This is a genomic window from Microbacterium sp. SORGH_AS_0505 (assembly GCF_030818715.1).
In the GTDB taxonomy this organism is placed as follows: Bacteria; Actinomycetota; Actinomycetes; order Actinomycetales; family Microbacteriaceae; genus Microbacterium.
Genome location: NZ_JAUTAT010000001.1, coordinates 2,295,103 through 2,314,840, shown reverse-complemented (window position 1 = coordinate 2,314,840; position 19,738 = coordinate 2,295,103). Strand labels below are relative to the sequence as shown.

At 69.2% G+C, this 19,738-nt stretch carries 19 protein-coding genes, 2 tRNA genes and 1 other RNA gene; 12 read left to right on the top strand and 10 right to left on the bottom strand.

Features of this window, described 5'->3' with window-relative positions:
- Positions 1-3: 3 nt before the first annotated feature.
- A complete protein-coding gene (gene glnA, locus QE428_RS11410; protein WP_091353318.1) occupies positions 4-1,341 on the bottom strand; it encodes a type I glutamate--ammonia ligase in 1,338 nt (445 codons plus the stop codon).
- Positions 1,342-1,420: 79 nt separating this feature from the next.
- Positions 1,421-1,603, bottom strand: coding sequence for a hypothetical protein (locus QE428_RS11405; protein WP_091353315.1), 183 nt, complete (start codon positions 1,601-1,603; stop codon positions 1,421-1,423).
- A gap of 91 nt (positions 1,604-1,694) precedes the next feature.
- On the opposite strand from QE428_RS11405, the gene ppgK reads away from it, so the two are divergent.
- A complete protein-coding gene (gene ppgK / locus QE428_RS11400) occupies positions 1,695-2,516 on the top strand; it encodes a polyphosphate--glucose phosphotransferase (protein WP_091353312.1) in 822 nt (273 codons plus the stop codon).
- A 20-nt stretch (positions 2,517-2,536) separates the two neighbouring features.
- On the opposite strand, the gene rnpB is transcribed toward ppgK, so the two are convergent.
- From rnpB to QE428_RS11385, 3 genes are all read right to left on the bottom strand, one after another.
- Positions 2,537-2,897, bottom strand: an RNA gene (rnpB, locus tag QE428_RS11395) — RNase P RNA component class A.
- Positions 2,898-2,928: 31 nt separating this feature from the next.
- Positions 2,929-4,692 carry a bifunctional 3'-5' exonuclease/DNA polymerase gene (locus QE428_RS11390; RefSeq protein ID WP_307469255.1) on the bottom strand — a complete coding sequence of 588 codons (1,764 nt, stop codon included), beginning with the start codon at positions 4,690-4,692 and terminating at the stop codon, positions 2,929-2,931.
- Positions 4,650-5,381, bottom strand: coding sequence for a zinc ribbon domain-containing protein (locus tag QE428_RS11385; protein ID WP_091353306.1), 732 nt, complete (start codon positions 5,379-5,381; stop codon positions 4,650-4,652). Before QE428_RS11385 ends, QE428_RS11390 begins: the two co-directional genes overlap by 43 nt.
- Before the next feature lie 107 nt (positions 5,382-5,488).
- Here QE428_RS11385 and QE428_RS11380 point away from each other — a divergent pair, with 107 nt between their 5' ends.
- Positions 5,489-6,988 (top strand): amino acid permease, encoded by a 1,500-nt coding sequence (locus QE428_RS11380; protein WP_133399540.1) that lies wholly within the window; start codon positions 5,489-5,491, stop codon positions 6,986-6,988.
- 23 nt (positions 6,989-7,011) lie between these two features.
- Here QE428_RS11380 and QE428_RS11375 read toward each other — a convergent pair.
- Positions 7,012-7,087, bottom strand: a tRNA-Val gene (locus QE428_RS11375).
- A 151-nt stretch (positions 7,088-7,238) separates the two neighbouring features.
- Between QE428_RS11375 and aceE the strand changes: the two genes are divergently transcribed.
- The 6 genes from aceE to QE428_RS11345 all read left to right on the top strand — a co-directional run bounded on the left by aceE (position 7,239) and on the right by QE428_RS11345 (position 14,787).
- Positions 7,239-9,965, top strand: coding sequence for a pyruvate dehydrogenase (acetyl-transferring), homodimeric type (gene aceE / locus QE428_RS11370; RefSeq protein WP_307469249.1), 2,727 nt, complete (start codon positions 7,239-7,241; stop codon positions 9,963-9,965).
- An 8-nt stretch (positions 9,966-9,973) separates the two neighbouring features.
- Positions 9,974-11,176, top strand: a complete 1,203-nt coding sequence (locus QE428_RS11365; RefSeq protein ID WP_133399538.1) for a CdaR family transcriptional regulator — start codon at positions 9,974-9,976, stop codon at positions 11,174-11,176.
- Positions 11,177-11,263: 87 nt separating this feature from the next.
- Positions 11,264-12,181 carry an ACP S-malonyltransferase gene (locus tag QE428_RS11360; protein WP_307469246.1) on the top strand — a complete coding sequence of 306 codons (918 nt, stop codon included), beginning with the start codon at positions 11,264-11,266 and terminating at the stop codon, positions 12,179-12,181.
- On the top strand, positions 12,178-13,179 hold the full coding sequence (locus tag QE428_RS11355; protein ID WP_307469243.1) for a beta-ketoacyl-ACP synthase III: 1,002 nt from the start codon (positions 12,178-12,180) through the stop codon (positions 13,177-13,179). The genes QE428_RS11360 and QE428_RS11355 overlap by 4 nt, the downstream gene beginning before the upstream one ends.
- Before the next feature lie 70 nt (positions 13,180-13,249).
- Positions 13,250-13,498, top strand: coding sequence for an acyl carrier protein (locus tag QE428_RS11350; RefSeq protein WP_065570643.1), 249 nt, complete (start codon positions 13,250-13,252; stop codon positions 13,496-13,498).
- 50 nt (positions 13,499-13,548) lie between these two features.
- Positions 13,549-14,787 (top strand): beta-ketoacyl synthase, encoded by a 1,239-nt coding sequence (locus tag QE428_RS11345; protein ID WP_133399535.1) that lies wholly within the window; start codon positions 13,549-13,551, stop codon positions 14,785-14,787.
- Positions 14,788-14,957: 170 nt separating this feature from the next.
- On the opposite strand, the gene QE428_RS11340 is transcribed toward QE428_RS11345, so the two are convergent.
- Positions 14,958-15,461: a DUF3145 domain-containing protein gene (locus tag QE428_RS11340; RefSeq protein ID WP_065570645.1), complete on the bottom strand. Its 504-nt coding sequence runs from the start codon at positions 15,459-15,461 to the stop codon at positions 14,958-14,960.
- A 199-nt stretch (positions 15,462-15,660) separates the two neighbouring features.
- Between QE428_RS11340 and QE428_RS11335 the strand changes: the two genes are divergently transcribed.
- Together QE428_RS11335 and QE428_RS11330 are read left to right on the top strand one after the other, a co-directional pair.
- Complete coding sequence (locus tag QE428_RS11335; RefSeq protein ID WP_165971350.1) at positions 15,661-15,807, top strand: hypothetical protein; 147 nt, start codon at positions 15,661-15,663, stop codon at positions 15,805-15,807.
- Positions 15,808-15,871: 64 nt separating this feature from the next.
- Positions 15,872-16,492, top strand: a complete 621-nt coding sequence (locus QE428_RS11330; protein ID WP_307469238.1) for a hypothetical protein — start codon at positions 15,872-15,874, stop codon at positions 16,490-16,492.
- 265 nt (positions 16,493-16,757) lie between these two features.
- Here QE428_RS11330 and QE428_RS11325 read toward each other — a convergent pair.
- Together QE428_RS11325 and QE428_RS11320 are read right to left on the bottom strand one after the other, a co-directional pair.
- Positions 16,758-16,831: transfer RNA gene (locus QE428_RS11325), tRNA-Ile, on the bottom strand.
- Between the two features lie 14 nt (positions 16,832-16,845).
- Entirely contained in the window at positions 16,846-17,922 is a 1,077-nt protein-coding gene (locus QE428_RS11320; RefSeq protein ID WP_133399533.1) for a DMT family transporter, read from the bottom strand.
- Positions 17,923-17,963: 41 nt separating this feature from the next.
- Here QE428_RS11320 and def point away from each other — a divergent pair, with 41 nt between their 5' ends.
- Complete coding sequence (gene def / locus QE428_RS11315) at positions 17,964-18,530, top strand: peptide deformylase (RefSeq protein ID WP_307469235.1); 567 nt, start codon at positions 17,964-17,966, stop codon at positions 18,528-18,530.
- A 9-nt stretch (positions 18,531-18,539) separates the two neighbouring features.
- Positions 18,540-18,929 (top strand): ester cyclase, encoded by a 390-nt coding sequence (locus QE428_RS11310; protein WP_091353270.1) that lies wholly within the window; start codon positions 18,540-18,542, stop codon positions 18,927-18,929.
- A 3-nt stretch (positions 18,930-18,932) separates the two neighbouring features.
- Here the strand turns inward: QE428_RS11310 and QE428_RS11305 are convergent, their stop codons facing one another.
- Positions 18,933-19,676, bottom strand: a complete 744-nt coding sequence (locus QE428_RS11305) for a DUF4328 domain-containing protein (protein WP_307469231.1) — start codon at positions 19,674-19,676, stop codon at positions 18,933-18,935.
- Positions 19,677-19,738: the final 62 nt, after the last annotated feature.

Sequence of the window (19,738 nt, the reverse complement as noted above, 5' to 3'; positions counted from 1 at the left end):
GCCTCAGAGCATCTCGAGGTTCTTCTGCAGCTCGAAGGGCGTGACCTGCGACCGGTACTCCTGCCACTCGCGACGCTTGTTCAGGAGCACGTAGTTGAAGACCTGCTCCCCCAGCGTCTCGGCGACGAGCTCGGACTCCTCCATGTATTCGAGGGCGTGGTCGAGGCTCGACGGCAGCGGACCGTAGCCGAGGGCCCGGCGCTCGGCATCCGTCAACGACCACACGTTGTCCTCGGCCTCGGGCGGGAGCTCGTACTCCTCCTCGATGCCCTTGAGGCCCGCGGCCAGCATGAGCGCGTAGGCGAGATAGGGGTTCGCTGCGGAGTCCAGGGCGCGGTACTCGACCCGAGTGGACTGACCCTTGTTGGGCTTGTACATCGGCACGCGCACGAGCGCGGAGCGGTTGTTGTGACCCCAGCAGACGAAGCTCGGCGCCTCGTCGCCGCCCCAGAGGCGCTTGTACGAGTTCACGAACTGGTTCGTGACGGCCGAGATCTCGTTCGCGTGACGCAGGAGGCCGGCGATGAACTGACGGCCTGTCTTCGACAGCTGATACTGCGCGCCCTCTTCGTAGAAGGCGTTCATGTCGCCCTCGAAGAGGGACATGTGCGTGTGCATGCCGCTTCCCGGCTTGCCGCTGAGGGGCTTCGGCATGAACGTCGCGTAGACGCCCTGCTCGATCGCGACCTCCTTGACAACGGTGCGGAAGGTCATGATGTTGTCCGCCGTCGCGAGCGCGTCGGCGTACCGCAGGTCGATCTCGTTCTGTCCGGGGCCGCCCTCGTGGTGGCTGAACTCGACCGAGATGCCGAGGTCCTCGAGCATCCGCACGGAACGGCGGCGGAAGTCGTGGGCCGTCCCGCCCGGGACGTTGTCGAAGTAGCCCGCCGAGTCGACCGGCTCGGGCCCGTCGGGACCGAAGGAGGACGACTTCAGCAGGTAGAACTCGATCTCGGGATGCGTGTAGAACGTGAAGCCCGCATCGCCCGCCTTCGCGAGCGCGCGCTTCAGGACGTTGCGCGGATCGGCGACGGCCGGCTGTCCGTCGGGCGTCGTGATGTCGCAGAACATGCGCGCCGTCGGGTCGATCTCACCCCGCCAGGGCAGGGTCTGGAACGTGGACGGGTCCGGGTGCGCGAGGAGATCGGACTCGTACGACCGGGTCAGACCCTCGATCGCCGAGCCGTCGAAGCCGAGGCCCTCGGCGAACGCACCCTCCACCTCGGCGGGAGCGATCGCGACCGATTTCAGGGTTCCGGTCACATCCGTGAACCACAACCGGATGAACTTGACCCCCCGTTCCTCGATCGTCCTCAGAACGAAGTCACGCTGCTTGTCCATCGCATCCTTCCCGGTGCCGAGCCGACTGCCAGACTAGCGGTCCGACGCCTCCGCCGAGTGACGCGACGCGGCGCCCCGGTCAGTCGTCTTCGGCGGCATCCTCTGCAGCCCACGCGCGCGAGCGCTCCCGCATGATCTCAGGCGCGCGCGACGCCTCCTCAGCCGTGTCGAAAGGGCCCGCACGGTCGACGGACGGGGCTTCGAACCCCTGCTGGACCTCGCCGGTCTTCAGGTTGTACCAGTACTTGTCGGCGTCGCTCATGGGTCCTCCTCGGCCTCGTGGCGTTCATCCTACGGATGCCGCGGCCGGACGCCTACGGTCTGCCCGCCGGGAGCGCACTAGGCTCGAAGGCATGACTGGGACCGCCACCACCGCCGTCGGAATCGACATCGGAGGGACGGGCATCAAGGGTGCCCTCGTCGACCTCTCGCAAGGAACCCTCCTCACCGACCGGATCAAGGTTCCGACGCCGAAGGGCGCCGAACCGGACGACGTGCTGACGGCCGTCCGTGAGGTGCTCGAGAAGCTCGACGTCACCGACGCCGACGTCCCGCTCGGTGTGGCCTTCCCCGCGATCGTGAAGAACGGCCGCACCCTGTCGGCCGCCAACGTCGCCGACACCTGGATCGACTTCGAGGCCGAGGCGTTCTTCGAGAAGGGCCTCGGACGCCAGATCCACTTCGCCAACGACGCTGACGTCGCGGGCGTCGCCGAGATGCGGTACGGCGCCGCGAAGGACCGGAACGGCCTCGTCCTTCTGACCACGCTCGGCACCGGCATCGGCACCGCGATGATCTACAAGGGCGTGCTCGTCCCGAACACGGAGCTCGGCCACCTGCACCGCCCGGGTCACAAGAAGGACTTCGAGCACTTCGCGGCCTACTCGGCCATGGAACGCGAAGAGCTGGAGTGGGATGCCTGGGCTGACCGCCTGCAGCAGTACTACAGCCACCTCGAGTTCCTCTTCACCCCCGACCTGTTCGTCGTGGGCGGCGGCGTCTCCAAGCACGCCGACAAGTTCCTGCCCCTGCTCGATCTGAAGACCGAGATCGTCCCCGCCGTGCACCGCAACAATGCGGGCATCATCGGAGCGGCCGCCCTGGCGCTCGCCGGCGACGACTCCGGCGCGTCGGTCGACGAGGGCGAGGACCTCGCGGGTACCACCGCGCGCTGATATCCAGGGGCCGGCGGAGGCGAATGGGCCGGCCTGTACGCCGGGTTCTGTCCGGGGGTCGAAACCCCGTGGACGGTCATCTCTCTCGGCGACACGTTGCCGTGCCGCTCCAGCGGTCTACCCGGGGACTCGGCGGGCCGCGTCGGCATCCCCTGTCTGACCTTGCTCCGGGCGAGGTTTACCGTGCGGGTCGTGTCACCACGACCCCGGTGGTCTCTTACACCACCCTTTCACCCTTACCCCGGTCGGAACCGAGGCGGTCTGCTCTCTGTGGCACTGTCTCGCGGATCACTCCGGGTGGGTGTTACCCACCGCCCTGCCCTGTGGAGCCCGGACGTTCCTCGGTGCGCTCTCGCGCCACGCGACCGTCCAGCCGACCCATTCGCGGGGTCGAGTCTAGTCGTCCGGACGGTCAGTCCTTCGCCGCGTCGATCCGCACCTGCAGGTCGAGACGGAAGTCGAGCGGGATGTCGCCGAACAGCAGCCGGGTCGCCGCGTCCGCGGCCAGGCGCACCGCGTCCGCAGCCTGTTCCGCGTGCGCCGCGGGTGCGTGGACGATGACCTCGTCGTGCAGGAAGAACCCGAGATGCGCCTGCCGTGAGTGGAGCGCGCCCGACCGCGGTGCGGCATCCGCGTCATCGACCGGCGGCAGCGCAGCCAGCCGGGCGCGGAGGTCCCCCAACCACGCGAGAGCCCATTCGGCGGCCGTGCCCTGCACGACGAAGTTCCGGGTGAACCGGCCCCGGTCGCGCGCGATACGCCGGGCCTGGGTGCGGTCCGTCTCGGTCGCGTCGGGGTCGCCCGCTCGGCTCTGCACCGCGCGCCATCCAGGCGAGGGAGCCGGGCTGGACCGCCCGAGCCAGGTCGAGACGACGCCGCCCTCCTCCCCCACGCGGGCCGCGTCGTCCACGAGACCCATCGCCCGCGGGTATGCCCGTCGGAGGGCTGGGACGAGGCGGCCGCTGTCGCCCGTCGTCGCGCCGTACATCGCTCCCAGCAGGGCGAACTTCGCTTCGGAGCGGGTGCTGACCACGCCGCGCGAGACGATCCCCTCGTAGAGATCGGTGCCGCGCGCGCTGTCGGCGAGGGCGGCATCCCGTGACATCGCCGCGAGGACACGCGGCTCGAGCTGGGCGACGTCGGCGACCACCAGCGTCCACCCCTGATCGGCGCGCACGGCGGGCCGGAGCTGCCGCGGCAGCTGCAGGGCGCCGCCGCCCGACGATGCCCACCGACCCGTCACGACACCGCCCGGGACGTACACCGGTCGGAACCGGCCGGCGGGAGCCCATTCCTCACGCCACGCCCAGCCGTTCGCCGTGTACATCCGCATGAGCCGCTTGTACTCCAGGAGCGGAGCGACGACCGGGTGGTCGTATTCCGTGAGCTCCCACTTGCTCGTGGACGTGGCCGCGACGCCGACGCGATGCAGCGCCCGCAGGAGCTTCGGCTGCGAATCGAGGCTCGCGCCGGGATCACCGAGAAGTCCGCGGATCTCGGCGGCGAGGGCGACGATGCGAGCGGGTGGCCGACCGCCGGCATCCCGCTCGCCGAGCATCCCGGTCAGGATCTCGTCGTGGACCCTGCCGTCCCACGGCACGCCTGCCGCATGCATCTCTGCCGCGACGAGCGCACCGACGGACTCTGCTGCGACCAGCAGTCGAAGGCTCGGCGAGCCGGCGGCGATCACCTCCCGTTGCCGTTCGAACTCCGCGAGGGCGGCTTCGATGTCGTGCGGCGCCTCGCGGGAGCCGGGATCGAGATCGAAGAGGGCGCTCGGGCCATCGTCGGCGACGGATGCCGCGGCATCCCATTCCGTCGCTCGTCGAAGCGCCTCCGCATCGACCGCGAGCGCGCTGTCCCGCAGGATCGCGTGTGCGAGGCGGAGATCATGGCAGCGAGCGACGCGGACCCCCGCCGCGATCAGCGCCGGGTACCAGTGCGAGGTGTCGCTCCACACCCAGCGGGTGGACTCGTCCGCCCGTCGGACCCGATCCGCGAGGCCGGTGGCGTCAGCGAGCACGCGTTCCGTCGGGCGGCCGTCGACATCGAGCAGGACGAGGGAGATTCGCCCCTCGGCAGCGCCCACGACGATCCACGGGACGGCACCCGCCGCGGGAGCACCCGGATCGGTCAGAGCCCGGAGTCGTCGTCGCGGACCAGGATGCACCCGCACTCCGGGCAGGTGACGACGTCGTCCTCCGCCGCGGCACGCACGACGTTGAGGTCGGTGCCCGAGAGCACCATGTGGCAACCGCCGCACGTGCGGCGCTGCAGGTGACCGGCACCGTTGCCGCGTGCGGCGAGACCGTCGTACATCGCGACGAGATCGGCGGGCAACGATGCGGCGATCGCCGCACGATCGCGGGTCGCGGCGTCGAGGCGGGTCGTCGCCTCGGCGACGGTGGCCTTGGCCTCGGCGCTCAGTCGCGCGCCTTCCTCGTTCACCGAAGCGATGAGCGCCTCTTGCTCCGCCACCGCGGCGTCCGCAGCCTCGAGGCGCTCCATGAGCTCGAGCTCGGCGTCCTCCAGGTCGCTCTTGCGCCGGGCGAGCGACGCGATCTCGTGCTCGAGGCCCTGGGCGTCCTTCGCACTCGACGTCGACGCCAGCAGATCGTTGTCGCGCGCCGTGCGGGCGTCGACGACGGCGACGTCGGACTGGATGCGTGCGAGCTCGGCCTTCGCGTCGTCACGCTCGCCGAGGCGGCGGGTGAGCTCGGCCGAGTGGGTCGCCCGCACCGACAGCAGCTCCTTCACACGCGCGGCCTGCGCGGGGTTCTGTCGCGCGTGATCCGCACGACGCACGGCGATGTCGGCGTCGGCGAGATCGAGGAGGCGGCGCTGGTCGGTAAAGCTGGCTTTCACGTCCTCCAACCTACCCCGCGGGTGACCGGCCGTCGGGGCGTGGTCTTCAGACGGGATGCCGCGACGCACTAGCATTGCGTGCCGGAATCGCGCGGGAGGAGATCAGCATGAGTGTGCTGCGCACCAAGACGGTCGAGCAGTCGATCGCCGACACGGAGGAGCCGGAGTTCCGGCTCAAGAAGTCGCTCTCGGCCCTCGACCTCACGGTCTTCGGCGTCGGCGTCGTCATCGGCGCGGGAATCTTCACGCTCACCGGGCGCGCCGCCCACGAGGTCGCCGGTCCCGCGATCGTCATCAGCTTCGTCGTGGCCGCCATCGCGTGCGGGCTCGCCGCCATGTGTTACGCCGAGTTCGCCTCCACGGTCCCCGTGTCGGGGTCGGCCTACACCTTCTCCTACGCATCGCTCGGCGAGCTCTTCGCCTGGATCATCGGCTGGGATCTGATCCTCGAGATGTTCCTGGGGGCGAGCGTCGTCGCGCAGGGGTGGAGCGCCTACCTCGGATCGCTCATGGAGCAGCTCGGCGCCCCGATCCCGGCCGCGATCGGATACGGCGGGTCCATCGACCTGATGGCCGTCCTGCTGGTGGTCATCCTCGGCGTGCTGATCACCGTCGGCATCCGGGAGTCCCTGCGGGTGAACCTCGTGCTCGTCGCGGTGAAGCTGTTCATCGTCCTGTTCGTGATCGTCGCGGGACTCATGTTCGTCAACCCCGCGAATTACTCCCCCTTCGTGCCCGACGCAGCTCCCCGCGAGACCGCCTCGGGACTCACGCAGCCGCTTCTGCAGTTCTTCTCGGGCATCGAGCCGACCGCCTTCGGCGTGGGGGGCATCTTCGCGGGTGCGGCCCTCGTGTTCTTCGCATACATCGGATTCGACGTCGTGGCGACGACCGCGGAGGAGACCAAGCGCCCGCAGCGCGACCTGCCGATCGGCATCATCGCCTCGCTCATCATCTGCACGGTGCTCTACGGCGCGGTCGCACTCGTCGTGACGGGGATGGTTCCCTACGACAAGCTCGACCCGGCCGCAGCGCTCGCGAACGCCTTCGCCTTCCACGGGCAGACCTGGATGGCGACGGTCATCTCGGCGGGCGCCGTCGCCGGTCTCACGACGGTCGTGCTGACCCTCATGATCGGCGCGACCCGCATCATCTTCGCGATGTCGCGCGACGCCCTCCTGCCGCGCGGGCTCGCGAAGGTGCACCCCCGGTTCCGGACGCCCTGGGTGATCTCGATCATCGTCACGGTCGTCGTCGCCCTCGTCGCCGGACTCACGCCGGTAGGGGTGCTCGAGGAGATGGTGAACATCGGCACGCTCTCGGCATTCGTGCTCGTGTCGGTCGGCGTCATCGTCCTGCGCCGCCGTCGCCCCGATCTCGAACGCGGGTTCCGTGTGCCGCTGAACCCGTGGCTGCCGGCGCTGTCGGTGATCGTCTGCGTCTACCTCATGCTCAACCTGACGGTGGAGACGTGGCTCCGCTTCCTCATCTGGCTCGCGCTCGGGTTCGTCATCTACTTCGCGTACTCGCGTCGCCACTCGCGCCTGGGCAAGGGCGGCGACCTGTACATCGACCCCGCGGCGCCGAAGGTCGTCGGCCGGGACTGAGCCCGGAAGCGGCGGGATGCCGGTGGTGGGCCCTGCCGGGATCGAACCGACGACATCCACGGTGTAAACGTGGCGCTCTACCAGCTGAGCTAAAGGCCCTGACGTACCGAGTCTAGAGGGGGCGCAGCGGCGTCCAGCACCGGGACCGTATGGGTAGGCTGAAGACAAGCGAGTTGTGCGCGGCGAACAAGCGCGCCCTCGCTCGATCCCTCCTTCCTGGCACGATCTGCCAGGCGACGAAAGGCCTCTTGTGACTGTCAACGATCAGGATCCGTACTCGCAGGGCCCGCAGGACAGCGACCCGGAAGAGACGTCGGAGTGGCAGGATTCCCTGCGCCAACTCGTCGACGCCCGCGGAGCGAGCCGCGGCCGCGAGATCATGCTGAGCCTGCTGCAGAGCTCGCGTGAACTGCACCTGGGCGTCCCGCAGGTCCCCACGACGGACTACATCAACACGATCCCCGTCGACAGCGAGCCCGAGTTCCCCGGCGACGAAGAGGTGGAGCGCCGCTACCGCAGCTGGATCCGCTGGAACGCCGCCCTCACGGTCCACCGCGCGCAGCGCCCCGGCATCGGCGTCGGCGGCCACATCTCCACGTACGCGTCCTCGGCGGCACTGTACGAGGTCGGGTTCAACCACTTCTTCCGCGGTCCGGATCACTCCAGCGGCGGCGACCAGGTCTTCTTCCAGGGCCACGCCTCCCCCGGCATGTACGCCCGCTCGTTCCTCGAGGGTGGCCTGTCGAGCCAGCAGCTCGACGGGTTCCGCCAGGAGGCATCCGCAGCGCCCCACGGCCTGCCCTCCTACCCGCACCCGCGCCTCATGCCGGACTACTGGCAGTTCCCGACCGTGTCGATGGGTCTCGGTCCGATCAACGCCATCTACCAGGCGATGACGAACAAGTACCTCACCAACCGCGGCGTGAAAGACCTCTCGGACGCTCACGTCTGGGCCTTCCTCGGTGATGGCGAGATGGATGAGGTCGAGAGCCGCGGGCAGCTCCAGGTAGCCGCCAACGAGGGCCTCGACAACCTGACCTTCGTCGTCAACTGCAACCTGCAGCGCCTGGACGGCCCCGTGCGCGGCAACGGCAAGATCGTGCAGGAGCTCGAGAGCTTCTTCCGCGGCGCCGGCTGGAACGTCATCAAGGTCGTCTGGGGCCGGGAGTGGGACGACCTGCTGTCCCGCGACACCGAGGGCGCCCTGCTGAACCTCATGAACAGCACGCCCGACGGCGACTTCCAGACATACAAGGCCGAGAACGGCGCCTACGTCCGTGAGCACTTCTTCGGCCGCGACGAGCGCGCCGCAGCCCTCGTCAAGGACTACTCCGACGAGCAGATCTGGAACCTCAAGCGCGGTGGCCACGACTATCGCAAGGTCTTCGCGGCGTACAAGGCGGCCATGGAGCACAAGGGCCAGCCGACCGTCATCCTGGCGAAGACCGTCAAGGGCTACGGCCTCGGTCCGCACTTCGAGGGGCGCAACGCGACGCACCAGATGAAGAAGATGACCCTCGACGACCTCAAGCTGTTCCGCGACCAGATGCACATCCCGCTGACGGACGCCCAGCTCGAGGAGAACCCCTACGAGCCGCCGTACTACCACCCGGGTGCCGAGGACGAGACCATCAAGTACATGGTCGAGCGTCGTCGCGCGCTGGGCGGCACGCTGCCGCAGCGTCGCAGCACCCACACCTCGCTGAGCCTCCCCGACGACAGCGTCTACGCGCTGCCGAAGAAGGGGTCGGGCACGCAGGAGGTCGCCACCACGATGGCGTTCGTCCGACTGCTCAAGGACCTGCTGCGCTCGAAGGACTTCGGCCACCGCATCGTCCCGATCATCCCCGACGAGGCGCGCACGTTCGGTATGGACGCGTACTTCCCGACGGCGAAGATCTACAACCCGAACGGGCAGAACTACACGTCCGTCGACCGCGAGCTGCTCCTGGCCTACAAGGAGAGCCCGCAGGGTCAGATCATGCACGTGGGCATCAACGAGGCCGGCGCCCTCGCCGCTTTCACCGGTGTCGGCACGTCCTACGCGACCCACGGCGAGCCGCTCATCCCGGTCTACGTCTTCTACTCGATGTTCGGATTCCAGCGCACGGGCGACGCCCAGTGGGCTGCCGGCGACCAGATGGCGCGCGGGTTCATCATCGGCGCCACGGCCGGCCGCACCACCCTCACGGGTGAGGGCCTGCAGCACGCCGACGGACACTCGCACCTGCTCGCCTCGACCAACCCGGCGACCGTCTCGTACGACCCGGCCTACGGCTACGAGATCGCGCACATCGTGCAGTCGGGACTCGAGCGCATGTACGGCGGGGAGCACGAGGACCCGAACGTCATGTACTACATCACGGTCTACAACGAGCCGATCGTCCAGCCGAAGGAGCCGGAGGATGTCGACGTCGACGGCATCATCCGCGGCATCCACCGCGTCGCGACCGGAGAGGGCGAGGGCCACCGCGCCCAGATCCTCGCATCGGGCGTGGGCCTGGCGTGGGCGCACGAGGCGCAGAAGCTCCTTAAGGACGACTGGGGTGTCGTGGCCGACGTCTGGTCGGTGACCAGCTGGACCGAGCTCCGCCGCGACGGTCTCGCCGCCGACGAGCACAACTTCCTGCACCCGACCGACGAGCCCCAGACGGCCTACATCACCGAGAAGCTCCGCGACTCGGAGGGCCCGGTCGTCGCCGTGAGCGACTTCATGCACGCCGTGCAGGACCAGATCCGCCAGTGGGTGCCCCGCCGCTATGCGACGCTCGGTGCCGACGGCTTCGGCTTCTCGGACACGCGTGCCGCCGCCCGTCGTCAGTTCAAGATCGACGGTCCGTCGATCGTCGTGCGCACCCTGCAGGCCCTGGCCGAGGACGGCGTCGTCGACCGCGGCCTGTCGGCACAGGCGATCGAGAAGTACCGTCTGCACGACGTCAACGCCGGCACCTCCGGCAACGCGGGCGGCGAAGCCTGACCCGCGCGATGACCGAACGGCCGACCGCCCAGGAGAAGGCGGAGACACTCGCGTGGCTCCGCCGGATCTCGGGTGATCTCGCGACCACGACGCTTCGGAGGCTCGAGGAGTACCTGCCCTGGTACGCCGAGATGCCTCCGGGGCGCCGGTCGGCCGTCGGTCTCGTCGCGCAATCAGGCATCTCGTCCTTCGTCGACTGGTACGACGACCCGAACTCGACGCCCTGGATCGCGGCCGACGTCTTCGCGTCGGCGCCGCGCGAGCTGCTCCGGAGCATCAGCCTCACCCAGACGCTCCAGCTCATCAAGGTGACGGTCGAGACGACCGAAGAGCGGGTCGCCGGACGGGGCAACGGACTGCGCGAGAGCATCCTGCTCTACTCGCGCGAGGTGGCCTTCGCCGCGGCGGATGTCTACGCCCGCGCTGCGGAGGCACGCGGCCTGTGGGACGCCCGCCTCGAAGCGCTCGTCGTCGACTCGATCCTCACGGGCGAGGCCGACGAAGAGCTCCCGAGCCGCATCGCCGCCCTCGGCTGGCACGGCCACGGCGAGGTCGCCGTCCTCGTGGGCACGACTCCCCCGCAGCTCGACGTCGACCAGGTGCGCCGCACCGCCCGCAAGCTCGGCGTCGACGTCCTCATCGGTGTGCAGGGCTCCCGCCTGGTGCTCGTCATCGGCCGTGCCGACCAGGCGGGGCGAGAGGATGCCGAAGAACTCCCGTTCACCGAGATCGCGACGCGTCTCGAGCCGGGGTTCGGAAGCGGCCACCTCGTGCTCGGCCCGACGGCCCCTGCTCTCCTGGACGCGGGCGTCAGCGCGCGTGCCGCTCTTGCGGGCTTCGCGGTGGCGAAGTCCTGGCGGCACGCCCCGCGCCCCGTGGATGCGGACGATCTGCTCCCCGAGCGCGCACTTGCGGGCGACCCGCTCGCGAAGTCGACTCTCATCGAACGGATCTACCGTCCCCTGCAGTCGCACTCCACCGATCTCGTCACGACGCTCTGGAGCTACCTCGACAACGGGCGCTCTCTGGAGGCGACGGCGCGCGAGCTCTTCGTGCACCCCAACACGGTCCGCTACCGCCTGAAGCGGGTCTCGGACGTGATCGGGTGGGATGCCACGGGCCCGAGAGAGGCGCTGATCCTTCAGACGGCGCTGATCCTCGGATCCATCGGCGGCGATGTGACCCGCCGCCGCGCCGTGCGCCGCACCTGATCACCTGTACGACTCGAACAAACGGATCGCACTTTCTTGTGCGCTGACCGACAGCATCGCCGACGCGAACTTGCAAGGATGGACATCGTGATCATTGCCGTCTTCCCGGGCCAGGGCTCTCAGACCCCCGGGTTCCTCACACCGTGGCTCGAGACCGAAGGCACGCGCGAGCTGCTCGACCAGTACTCCACGTACGCCGAGATCGACCTGGTCGCCGCCGGCACCGAGTGGGATGCCGACCGCATCCGTGACACGAAGGTCGCCCAGCCCCTCATCGTCGCCGCGAGCCTCCTCTCGTGGCGTGCGCTCGTCGATGCGGGCCGCCGACCCGACGGCGTCGCGGGTCACTCCGTGGGAGAGATCGCCGCGCTCGTCGCCGCGGGCGTACTCACCGAGGAGGACGGAATGCGCCTCGTCGGCATCCGCGGGCGCGCCATGGCCGAGGCGGCTGCGCTCGAGAAGACCGGCATGAGCGCCGTCGTGGGCGGCGATGAGGCCACCGTCCTCGCACGCCTGGAGGAGCTCGACCTCACCCCCGCCAACTACAACGGCGGTGGTCAGATCGTGGCTGCCGGCGCGCTCCCCGCCCTCGCTGAGCTGACCGCTGACGCACCCCGCGGCAGCCGGGTGATCCCGCTGCAGGTCGCCGGCGCATTCCACACGCGCTACATGGCGCCGGCCGTCGACACCCTCCGCTCCGCGGCAGCCGAGGTCGCGGCATCCGATCCTTCCCTGACCCTGTGGAGCAACCGCGACGGCGGCACCGTCTCGGACGGGCGCGCCGCGCTCGACCTCCTCGTGGCGCAGGTCGCCAACCCCGTCCGGTGGGACCTGTGCATGGCGTCGTTCGCAGAGAACGGCGTCGCCGGCATCATCGAGCTCGCTCCCGCGGGCACCCTCGTCGGACTCGCCAAGCGCGGGCTGCGCGGCGTACCGTCTGTTGCGGTGAAGACGCCCGAGGACCTCGCCGCCGCGAACGGCCTCCTGACCGGAGAGAACGCATGACCCCCCAGCTGATCCAGCCGACCGGCGCTGCCCACACCCGCATCTACTCCTACGGCGCCGCGCGCGGCGAGAACGCGGTCCCCAACGAGGACCTGATCGAGCCGATCAACTCCAGCGACGAGTGGATCCGCCAGCGCACCGGCATCATCACGCGCGTGCGGGCGGATGCAGGCACGACGGCGATCGATCTCGCGGCCGACGCCGCCGCCGAGGCCATCGAACGCTCCGGCATCCCGGCCGACAAGATCGACGCCGTGATCGTCGCCACGATCTCCAACCCGAAGCAGACGCCCTCGGTGTCGGCCATCGTCGCGGACCGCGTCGGCGCGAACCCCGCGGCCGCCTACGACCTGAACGCGGCGTGCGCAGGATTCGCCTACGGCGTCGCGCAGGCCGACGCCCTCATCCGTGCAGGCGCCGCCCACTACGCCGTCGTCATCGGCACCGAGAAGCTCAGCGACGTCGTCGATCCGACCGACCGCTCGATCTCGTTCCTCCTGGGCGACGGCGCAGGCGCTGTCGTCGTCGGGCCGAGCGAGACGCCGGGCATCGGCCCCACCATCTGGGGATCGGACGGCTCGAAGGCGGATGCCGTCGGCATGAACCACACGCTGACCGACTTCCGCGACGGAGTAGCCCCCTGGCCGACCCTCCGCCAGGAGGGTCCCACCGTGTTCCGGTGGGCGGTCTGGGAGATGGTCAAGGTGGCTCGTCAGGCCATCGAAGCCGCGGGCATCACGCCCGACGATCTGGCGGCGTTCGTGCCGCACCAGGCCAACATGCGCATCATCGACGAGTTCGCCAAGCAGTTGAAGCTCCCGGACACCGTCGTGATCGGCCGCGACATCGAGACCACGGGCAACACATCCGCGGCATCCATCCCGCTGGCGACCCACCGTCTTCTGGAAGAGCACCCCGAGCTCAGCGGCGGACTCGCCCTGCAGATCGGTTTCGGCGCCGGGCTCGTGTTCGGCGCTCAGGTCGTCGTCCTCCCGTGATGACCGCCCTCCCCCACCTAAACTGACTAGCGGCCCGGCTGGGCCCGACCACCACAGAAGGAGAAATCCCATGGCATTCACCAACGACGAGGTCCTCGCCGGCCTGGCCGAGCTCATCACCGACGAGACCGGCATCTCGGCCGACGAGGTCGCGCTCGAGAAGTCCTTCACGGACGACCTCGACATCGACTCGATCTCGATGATGACGATCGTCGTCAACGCCGAGGAGAAGTTCGGCGTCACCATCCCCGACGACGAGGTCAAGAACCTCAAGACCGTCGGCGACGCCGTCACCTACATCTCGTCCAACCAGGCCTGATCCGCGCGTCCGGTGGGGGTCCGCCCCCACCGGAGCAGCACGAGGGAATCATGAGCAACACGCGAATCTTCGTCACCGGCATCGGTGCGACCTCCCCCATCGGCGGCACGGCGAGCGAAAGCTGGGAGGCACTCCTCGCCGGAGTGTCCGGCACCCGCACGCTCGAGCACGACTGGGTGGAGCAGTACCAGCTGCCCGTCACCTTCGCCGCTGAGGCGAAGGTGCGGCCCGAGACGGTCCTCGACCGTCCCGTCGCCAAGCGCCTCGACCCGTCGTCGCAGCTCGCGATGGTCGCGGCGAAGGAGGCCTGGGAGGACGCCGGCGCGCCGGAGGTCGACCCCGAGCGGCTCGGCGTCGAGTTCGCCACCGGCATCGGCGGCGTCTGGACGCTGCTGGATGCGTGGGACACGCTGCGCGAGAAGGGCCCGCGGCGCGTCATGCCCATGACGGTCCCGATGCTCATGCCCAACGCCGCGGCGGGCAACCTCTCGCTGCACTTCGGCGCGCGCGCCTACGCCCGCACGTTCGCGAGTGCCTGCGCCTCGAGCACCGAGTCGATCGTCAACGCTCTCGAGCACATGCGGGCCGGCCTCGCCGACATCGTCATCGCGGGCGGCACGGAGTCGGCGATCCACCCCATCACGATCGCGTCGTTCGCCTCGATGCAGGCGCTGTCTCGCCGCAACGACTCGCCCGAGACCGCATCCCGTCCGGGCAGCATCGACCGCGACGGATTCGTCATGGGCGAGGGCGCCGCGGTGCTCATCCTCGAGACCGAGGAGCACGCGAAGGCGCGCGGCGCGAAGATCTACGCCGAGCTCGTGGGCGGCGGCGTCACCGCCGACTCGTATCACATCACCGCCAACGACCCCGAGGGTACCGGCGCGGCGCGAGCCGTCCGTCTCGCGCTCGACATGGCGGATGCATCGCCCGACGACGTCACTCACGTCAACGCCCACGCGACGTCGACCCCCGTCGGCGACCCGAACGAGTACGTCGCCCTGAAGTCCGTCTTCGGCGACCGGGTCGACGAGATGCCGGTGTCCGCCACGAAGGCGTCCACCGGTCACCTCCTGGGCGGCACGGGTGCACTGGAGGCGATGTTCACGGTACTGGCGCTCCGCGATCGCGTCGCTCCCCCGACCATCAACATCACAGAGCCCGACCCGGCCGTCCCGTTCCGCCTCTCCGGCGACACGGTCGCCCTCGGCGACGGCGACCAGCTTGCCATCAGCAACTCGTTCGGGTTCGGCGGCCACAACGCCGTCGTCGCATTCCGCTCGGTCTGACCGCGAACACGATGAACGCCCCCGGGAAGCCACCGGGGGCGTTCATCGTTTCAGATCAGGCGGGGCGGTAGCCGCCCCGGTCTCCGGGAAGCCGTCCGAAGCCGGTCGAGGCCCACTCACCCCGCCTGAAAACCCTTCGTTCTTGGAGTGTCGATTCGCGTGGAGTCGTCTCAACCGACCTTGTGGAGCCAGACGACGGGGGCGTCGTCGCTCGCGTGGCGGAACGGCTCGAGCTCCTCGTCCCACGACGCGCCGAGCGCGACGTCGAGCTCCCGCTGCAGTTCGCTCATGTCGCCGGCGGCGATCTCCATGGCGTAGCGGATGCGATCCTCTCCCACGACGACGTTGCCCGAGGCATCCGTCTGCGCGTAGTGGATGCCGAGGCTCGGCGTGTGGAGCCAACGTCCGCCGTCGCTGCGCGGCGTCGGATCCTCCGTCACCTCGTATCGCAGGTGCTCCCACCCGCGCATCGCAGTGGCGAGGGCCGCGCCACTGCCTACCGGGCCCTCCCAGTAGAACTCCGCGCGGCGGCTGCCGGGCTGGACGGGCTGGTCAGCCCAGTCGAAGCTGACGGCATGCCCGAGGGCACGACCAGCAGCCCACTCGAGGTGGGGGCACAGCGCGCGTGGCGCGGAGTGGATGAAGATCACTCCGCGCGCGTGAGGTGTGGCCATCGATCTCTCCGTTTCGTTCAGGTACGTCTTCCCCTACGACCTGATGGAGAGTGCTGGCCGGATATCCGGTTGTGCGGCCATTATCGCTCATCCTGAGGTCGAATCACAACCGTGTAACACCAGGTCGCACAGCATTCGTCAACCCCGTGGGCCGCGCGATGTCGCGGGGGCAGGCTGAGCGCCCGACGAAAGGAACATCATGAGCGACAACACCCCGCACACGCGCGACGCCGACGACGCGCACGCCGACGACGCTCCTCCCACCGATGCCGTCAGCGACGAGGTGAAGGACGACGCCGCCCGCGCCGGTGACGAGGTCACCGAGGAGGACGACGAGAATCGCTGACGCGCCGACTCCCCTCGGCGTGCTCGGTCGCGCGCTGCAGCGTCTTTTCCTCGCGTTGCAGGGGGTGCGCTCACCGCGCCCCATCCATCCGCGTGGGCTGCTCCTGGGTGGCGATGTGTTCTGGGGAGACCGAGACCGTGCTTCCGGGATCGAGTGGATCGACGCGCCCTCGAACAGGACCCGAGCGAACGTCACCGCTCGCTACTCGCGCTCGCTGGGGTTGCCGGATCCATTACCCGACGTCCTCGGGCTCGCGCTGCGCGTCGAGACGGACACCGGGCACGCGGACCTCGAACTCGCCTCGACCGGGTCGGGCCTGCCGCTCCGGTTCGCTCTCGTGCCGCGGTGGGTCCCGTCGCGGGGAGTCTTCACGACGCTGCTCCCCTACCGAGGCGACGCGGGCCCGGTCCTCATTCGCGCCCGTCCGCTTCGACCGTCGTTGCCGGCGGACCTCCCGGGCATCGAGATAGCTCTGCGCGAAGAGACGTGGCGCCTGTCCCTCTCTTTCGCCACCCCGGGCGGGCCGTGGCATCCGTTCGCGCTCCTGAGTCTGAACGCCCGCGGAGGAGACTCCGACATCCGATTCGATGCGGGGAACAGTGTCCTGCCTGGCGCGCGCATGTATCGCTGGGCGAATGCCGTCCGACAGCCGTCCTACGACGCCGTCCAGCGTCGGAATCGGTAGGGCTGTCAAGCCCCTGCGGGTTCAGGGCCGCCGGGGCGTTCGATGTGCGTGTCGAAAGGAGACATCATGAGCGATTCCATCCCCGATAAGCCGAGCCAGGCCGAAGGTGACATCGGCGACGACGACATCACGGCTGCCGAGCAGGAGAACGACGAAACGGAGCCCGACGCCAACAACGGCTGAGCCCCCGCGCGAAAAAGAACGCCCCCGCTCTCTCGTGAGGAGCGGGGGCGTTCTTTCACGTCTCATCGCGTGCCGGGCCGTGTAGGGCGGGTGGGACTTGAACCCACGATCGTCGGGTTATGAGCCCGCTGCCTTGACCAGCTTGGCCACCGCCCCCTGTGCAGACGAGCCTAGCGTTTGCGTCGGTCCTCGTCCTTCACGGGAGGGTCGGGCCACACCTTCGCCACCGCTTCCGTGATGCGCACCGAACCCGTGGAGGGCTGCGGCCCGTCCGCGTCGCCGCTGCCGCGCGTGATCGGGATCTCCTGGCTCTCGCTCACCACCTGCGGGTGGTAGCGGGCCAGCTGGAACACCCCGGTCACGGCGAGGGCGCCGGCGATGGCGAATCCGATGTAGGCGCCGAGCGGTGCACCCTGAGCCTCATTGAGGACCGCGAGCCCGATCACGATGGCCACGATCGGATCGATGACCGTGAGGCCCGCGATCACGAGGTCCGGCGGTCCGGACGAATACGCCGTCTGGACGAAGTAGGCGCCCATTGCGGTGCCCGCGAGCAGGGCGACGATGCAGAGCACGGTGAGCCACTCGAAGTCGCCGTTCGAGATGCGGTTGATGACGACCTTCGCGAGGGTGGCGACGAATCCGTAGACCACGCCGGCAGCCACGATGTAGAAGAGCGCCCGCATCCGCTTGCGGAGGGTGCCCCAGAGCACGCCGAGGACGACCACGACGCCCAGGAGGATGAAGAGAACGGTCAGGAGCTGACCGTCGCTGATCGGGCGCTCGGTGGCGTACAGCGCTGCCACCGTGACGAAGATGAAGATGCCGCCCACGCACAGCGCGATGGACGTGATCGACCGCCGCGTCGGCTTGTGGCCGCTGATCCGCGCGTTGAGAAGCGTCGTGATCACCAGCGAGATCGCACCGATCGGCTGGACGAGGATCAGCGGCGCGAACGACAGCGCCGCCAACTGGCACACGATCGCGAGCCCCAGCATGACGGTCCCGAGAACCCATGAGGGGCGGGTCAGGAGCCGGACCAGCTGACCGCCGGTCAGCCCCGAGACGCCGGCCTGCGCCGTCAGCCGCTCGACCTTCTGCACGCCGCGGTGCTGATACTGCGCACCGAACGACATGAAGACCGCACCGATGACGGCCAGCGGGATGCCGATGAGGATCGCCGGGTTCCCGAACACACCCACCAGCTCATCGGTGAGATCGTTGATCGGTGTTCCGGCGTAAACCACGCCTCGACGATACCGGGCTGGAGCCTCGTTAGGCTTCTGACGTGGCCGTACTTCCGATTCGCATCATGGGCGATCCCGTCCTCCACTCCGTCGCCGCTGCCGTCCCGGAGGTGACCGATGAGATCCGAGCCCTGGTCGCCGACATGTTCGAGACGATGGACACCGCCCCCGGCGTCGGCCTCGCCGCGCCTCAGGTGGGGGTGGGTCTGCGGATCTACACCTACTCGTATCAGGACGACGACGGCGCCCCGTGGCGCGGCGTGATCATCAACCCTGAGCTCTGGATGTCTCCTCCCGAGCCCGGCTGCCCCGATCCGGACGACGAGTCGGAGGGATGCCTGTCGTTCCCCGGCGAGCGGTTCCCTCTCCGCCGCGCCGACGAGGTGCTCGTCACCGGGACCGACCTCGAGGGCGCCGATGTCCGCATCCGTGTCGACGGCTGGCGCGCCCGCATCATGCAGCACGAGTTCGACCACCTCAACGGCATCCTCTACATCGACCGGCTGTCGGATTCCGACTGGAAGACGACGCAGAAGATCGCGCGCAAGCGCGGCTGGGGCAAGCCGGGACAGAGTTGGATGCCCGGCGTCGACGACCTCGACGCGTGAGGCGCCCGCGTGGAGCCGTGGGAACTGCACGGGTGGTTCGAGGAGTACCTCGACGCCTGCAATCGACATGACCTGACCGCGGTTCGCGCCTCCCTCGATCCCGCGGTGCGCAGAGCGCACCTGGCCGCGGGGGCGGATGCATGGATCGACGACCTCGCAGACCTGTTCCACGGCTTCGCGGACTGGCGATGGAAGACGATCCAGCTCGTCGCGGAGGACGACCGCATCGCGGCGCACCTGCGCGGCAGCGGCACGCACACCGGGCCGTGGCGCGGCATCCTGCCGACGCGCCGTCACGTGAACGTGGCCGAGTTCCAGTTCCTCCGGCTCGAGCGAGGTCGCATCGTGGCATCCAGCGGGTCCGGTGACGCCGAGGTGCGAGCGCTGCTCACGGCGTGAGGCTCAGCGCGCAGCCGGATCCATGGCATCTGTCGTTCGCGTCAGAACCATGATGGCCAAGGGGACCGCGGCGATGGAGAGCAGCTCCCCCACCAGCGACGTGGCCATCACGGCAGGGTAATCCGAGAGGCTTTGGGCACTCCACGACAATCTGCCGGACAGCCCCACGAACGCCGTCGAGGCGATCCAGAGGCCCCACCAGGTGCCCAGGATCCCGGCCGTCAGGTTGGCGCGCGAGGCCACCACGAGGTCCTTCACGTTCTGGAAGGGGAACCACCAGGAGACCACCGGGATGAGCCACGACACGACGTGCCACACGGGCGCGCGCCGGATGGCGGTCGGGTTCGCCGCGCGGACGCGGACTGCGGCGCGGTACTGCCACACCAGCCAGCAGATCCCTGCCGCCAGCAGGAGCGCCGACGACCCGAGGCTGCCCGGCACGGAAAGCCTGTCGTAGAGCTCGAGATCCGAGACCGGCGCGACTCCCCTGTCGAACGCCTCGATGGCGACGAGCCCCCACGCCTCGATGAGAACCGCGAAGAAGGAGAACACCGCGCCGACGATGAGGAGGATGCGGGTGGCCCCCGCGATGCCACGGAGAGGTCGAACGATCGCGGGCGTCGGCCACGACGCCGGCGCAGCAGGCGGGGGCGTGGCCGTCCACTCCCTGCCGTTCCAGTACCGCAGCTCGTTGCCGGCGTGCGGCGCCGGGTACCACCCGGCAGGCGCGCTCGTATGATCCGTCATCGTGATTCCCCCCACGTGTTCCTGCAATCCGCTCAGCACACTATCGGGTTCAGGTCGCGGTA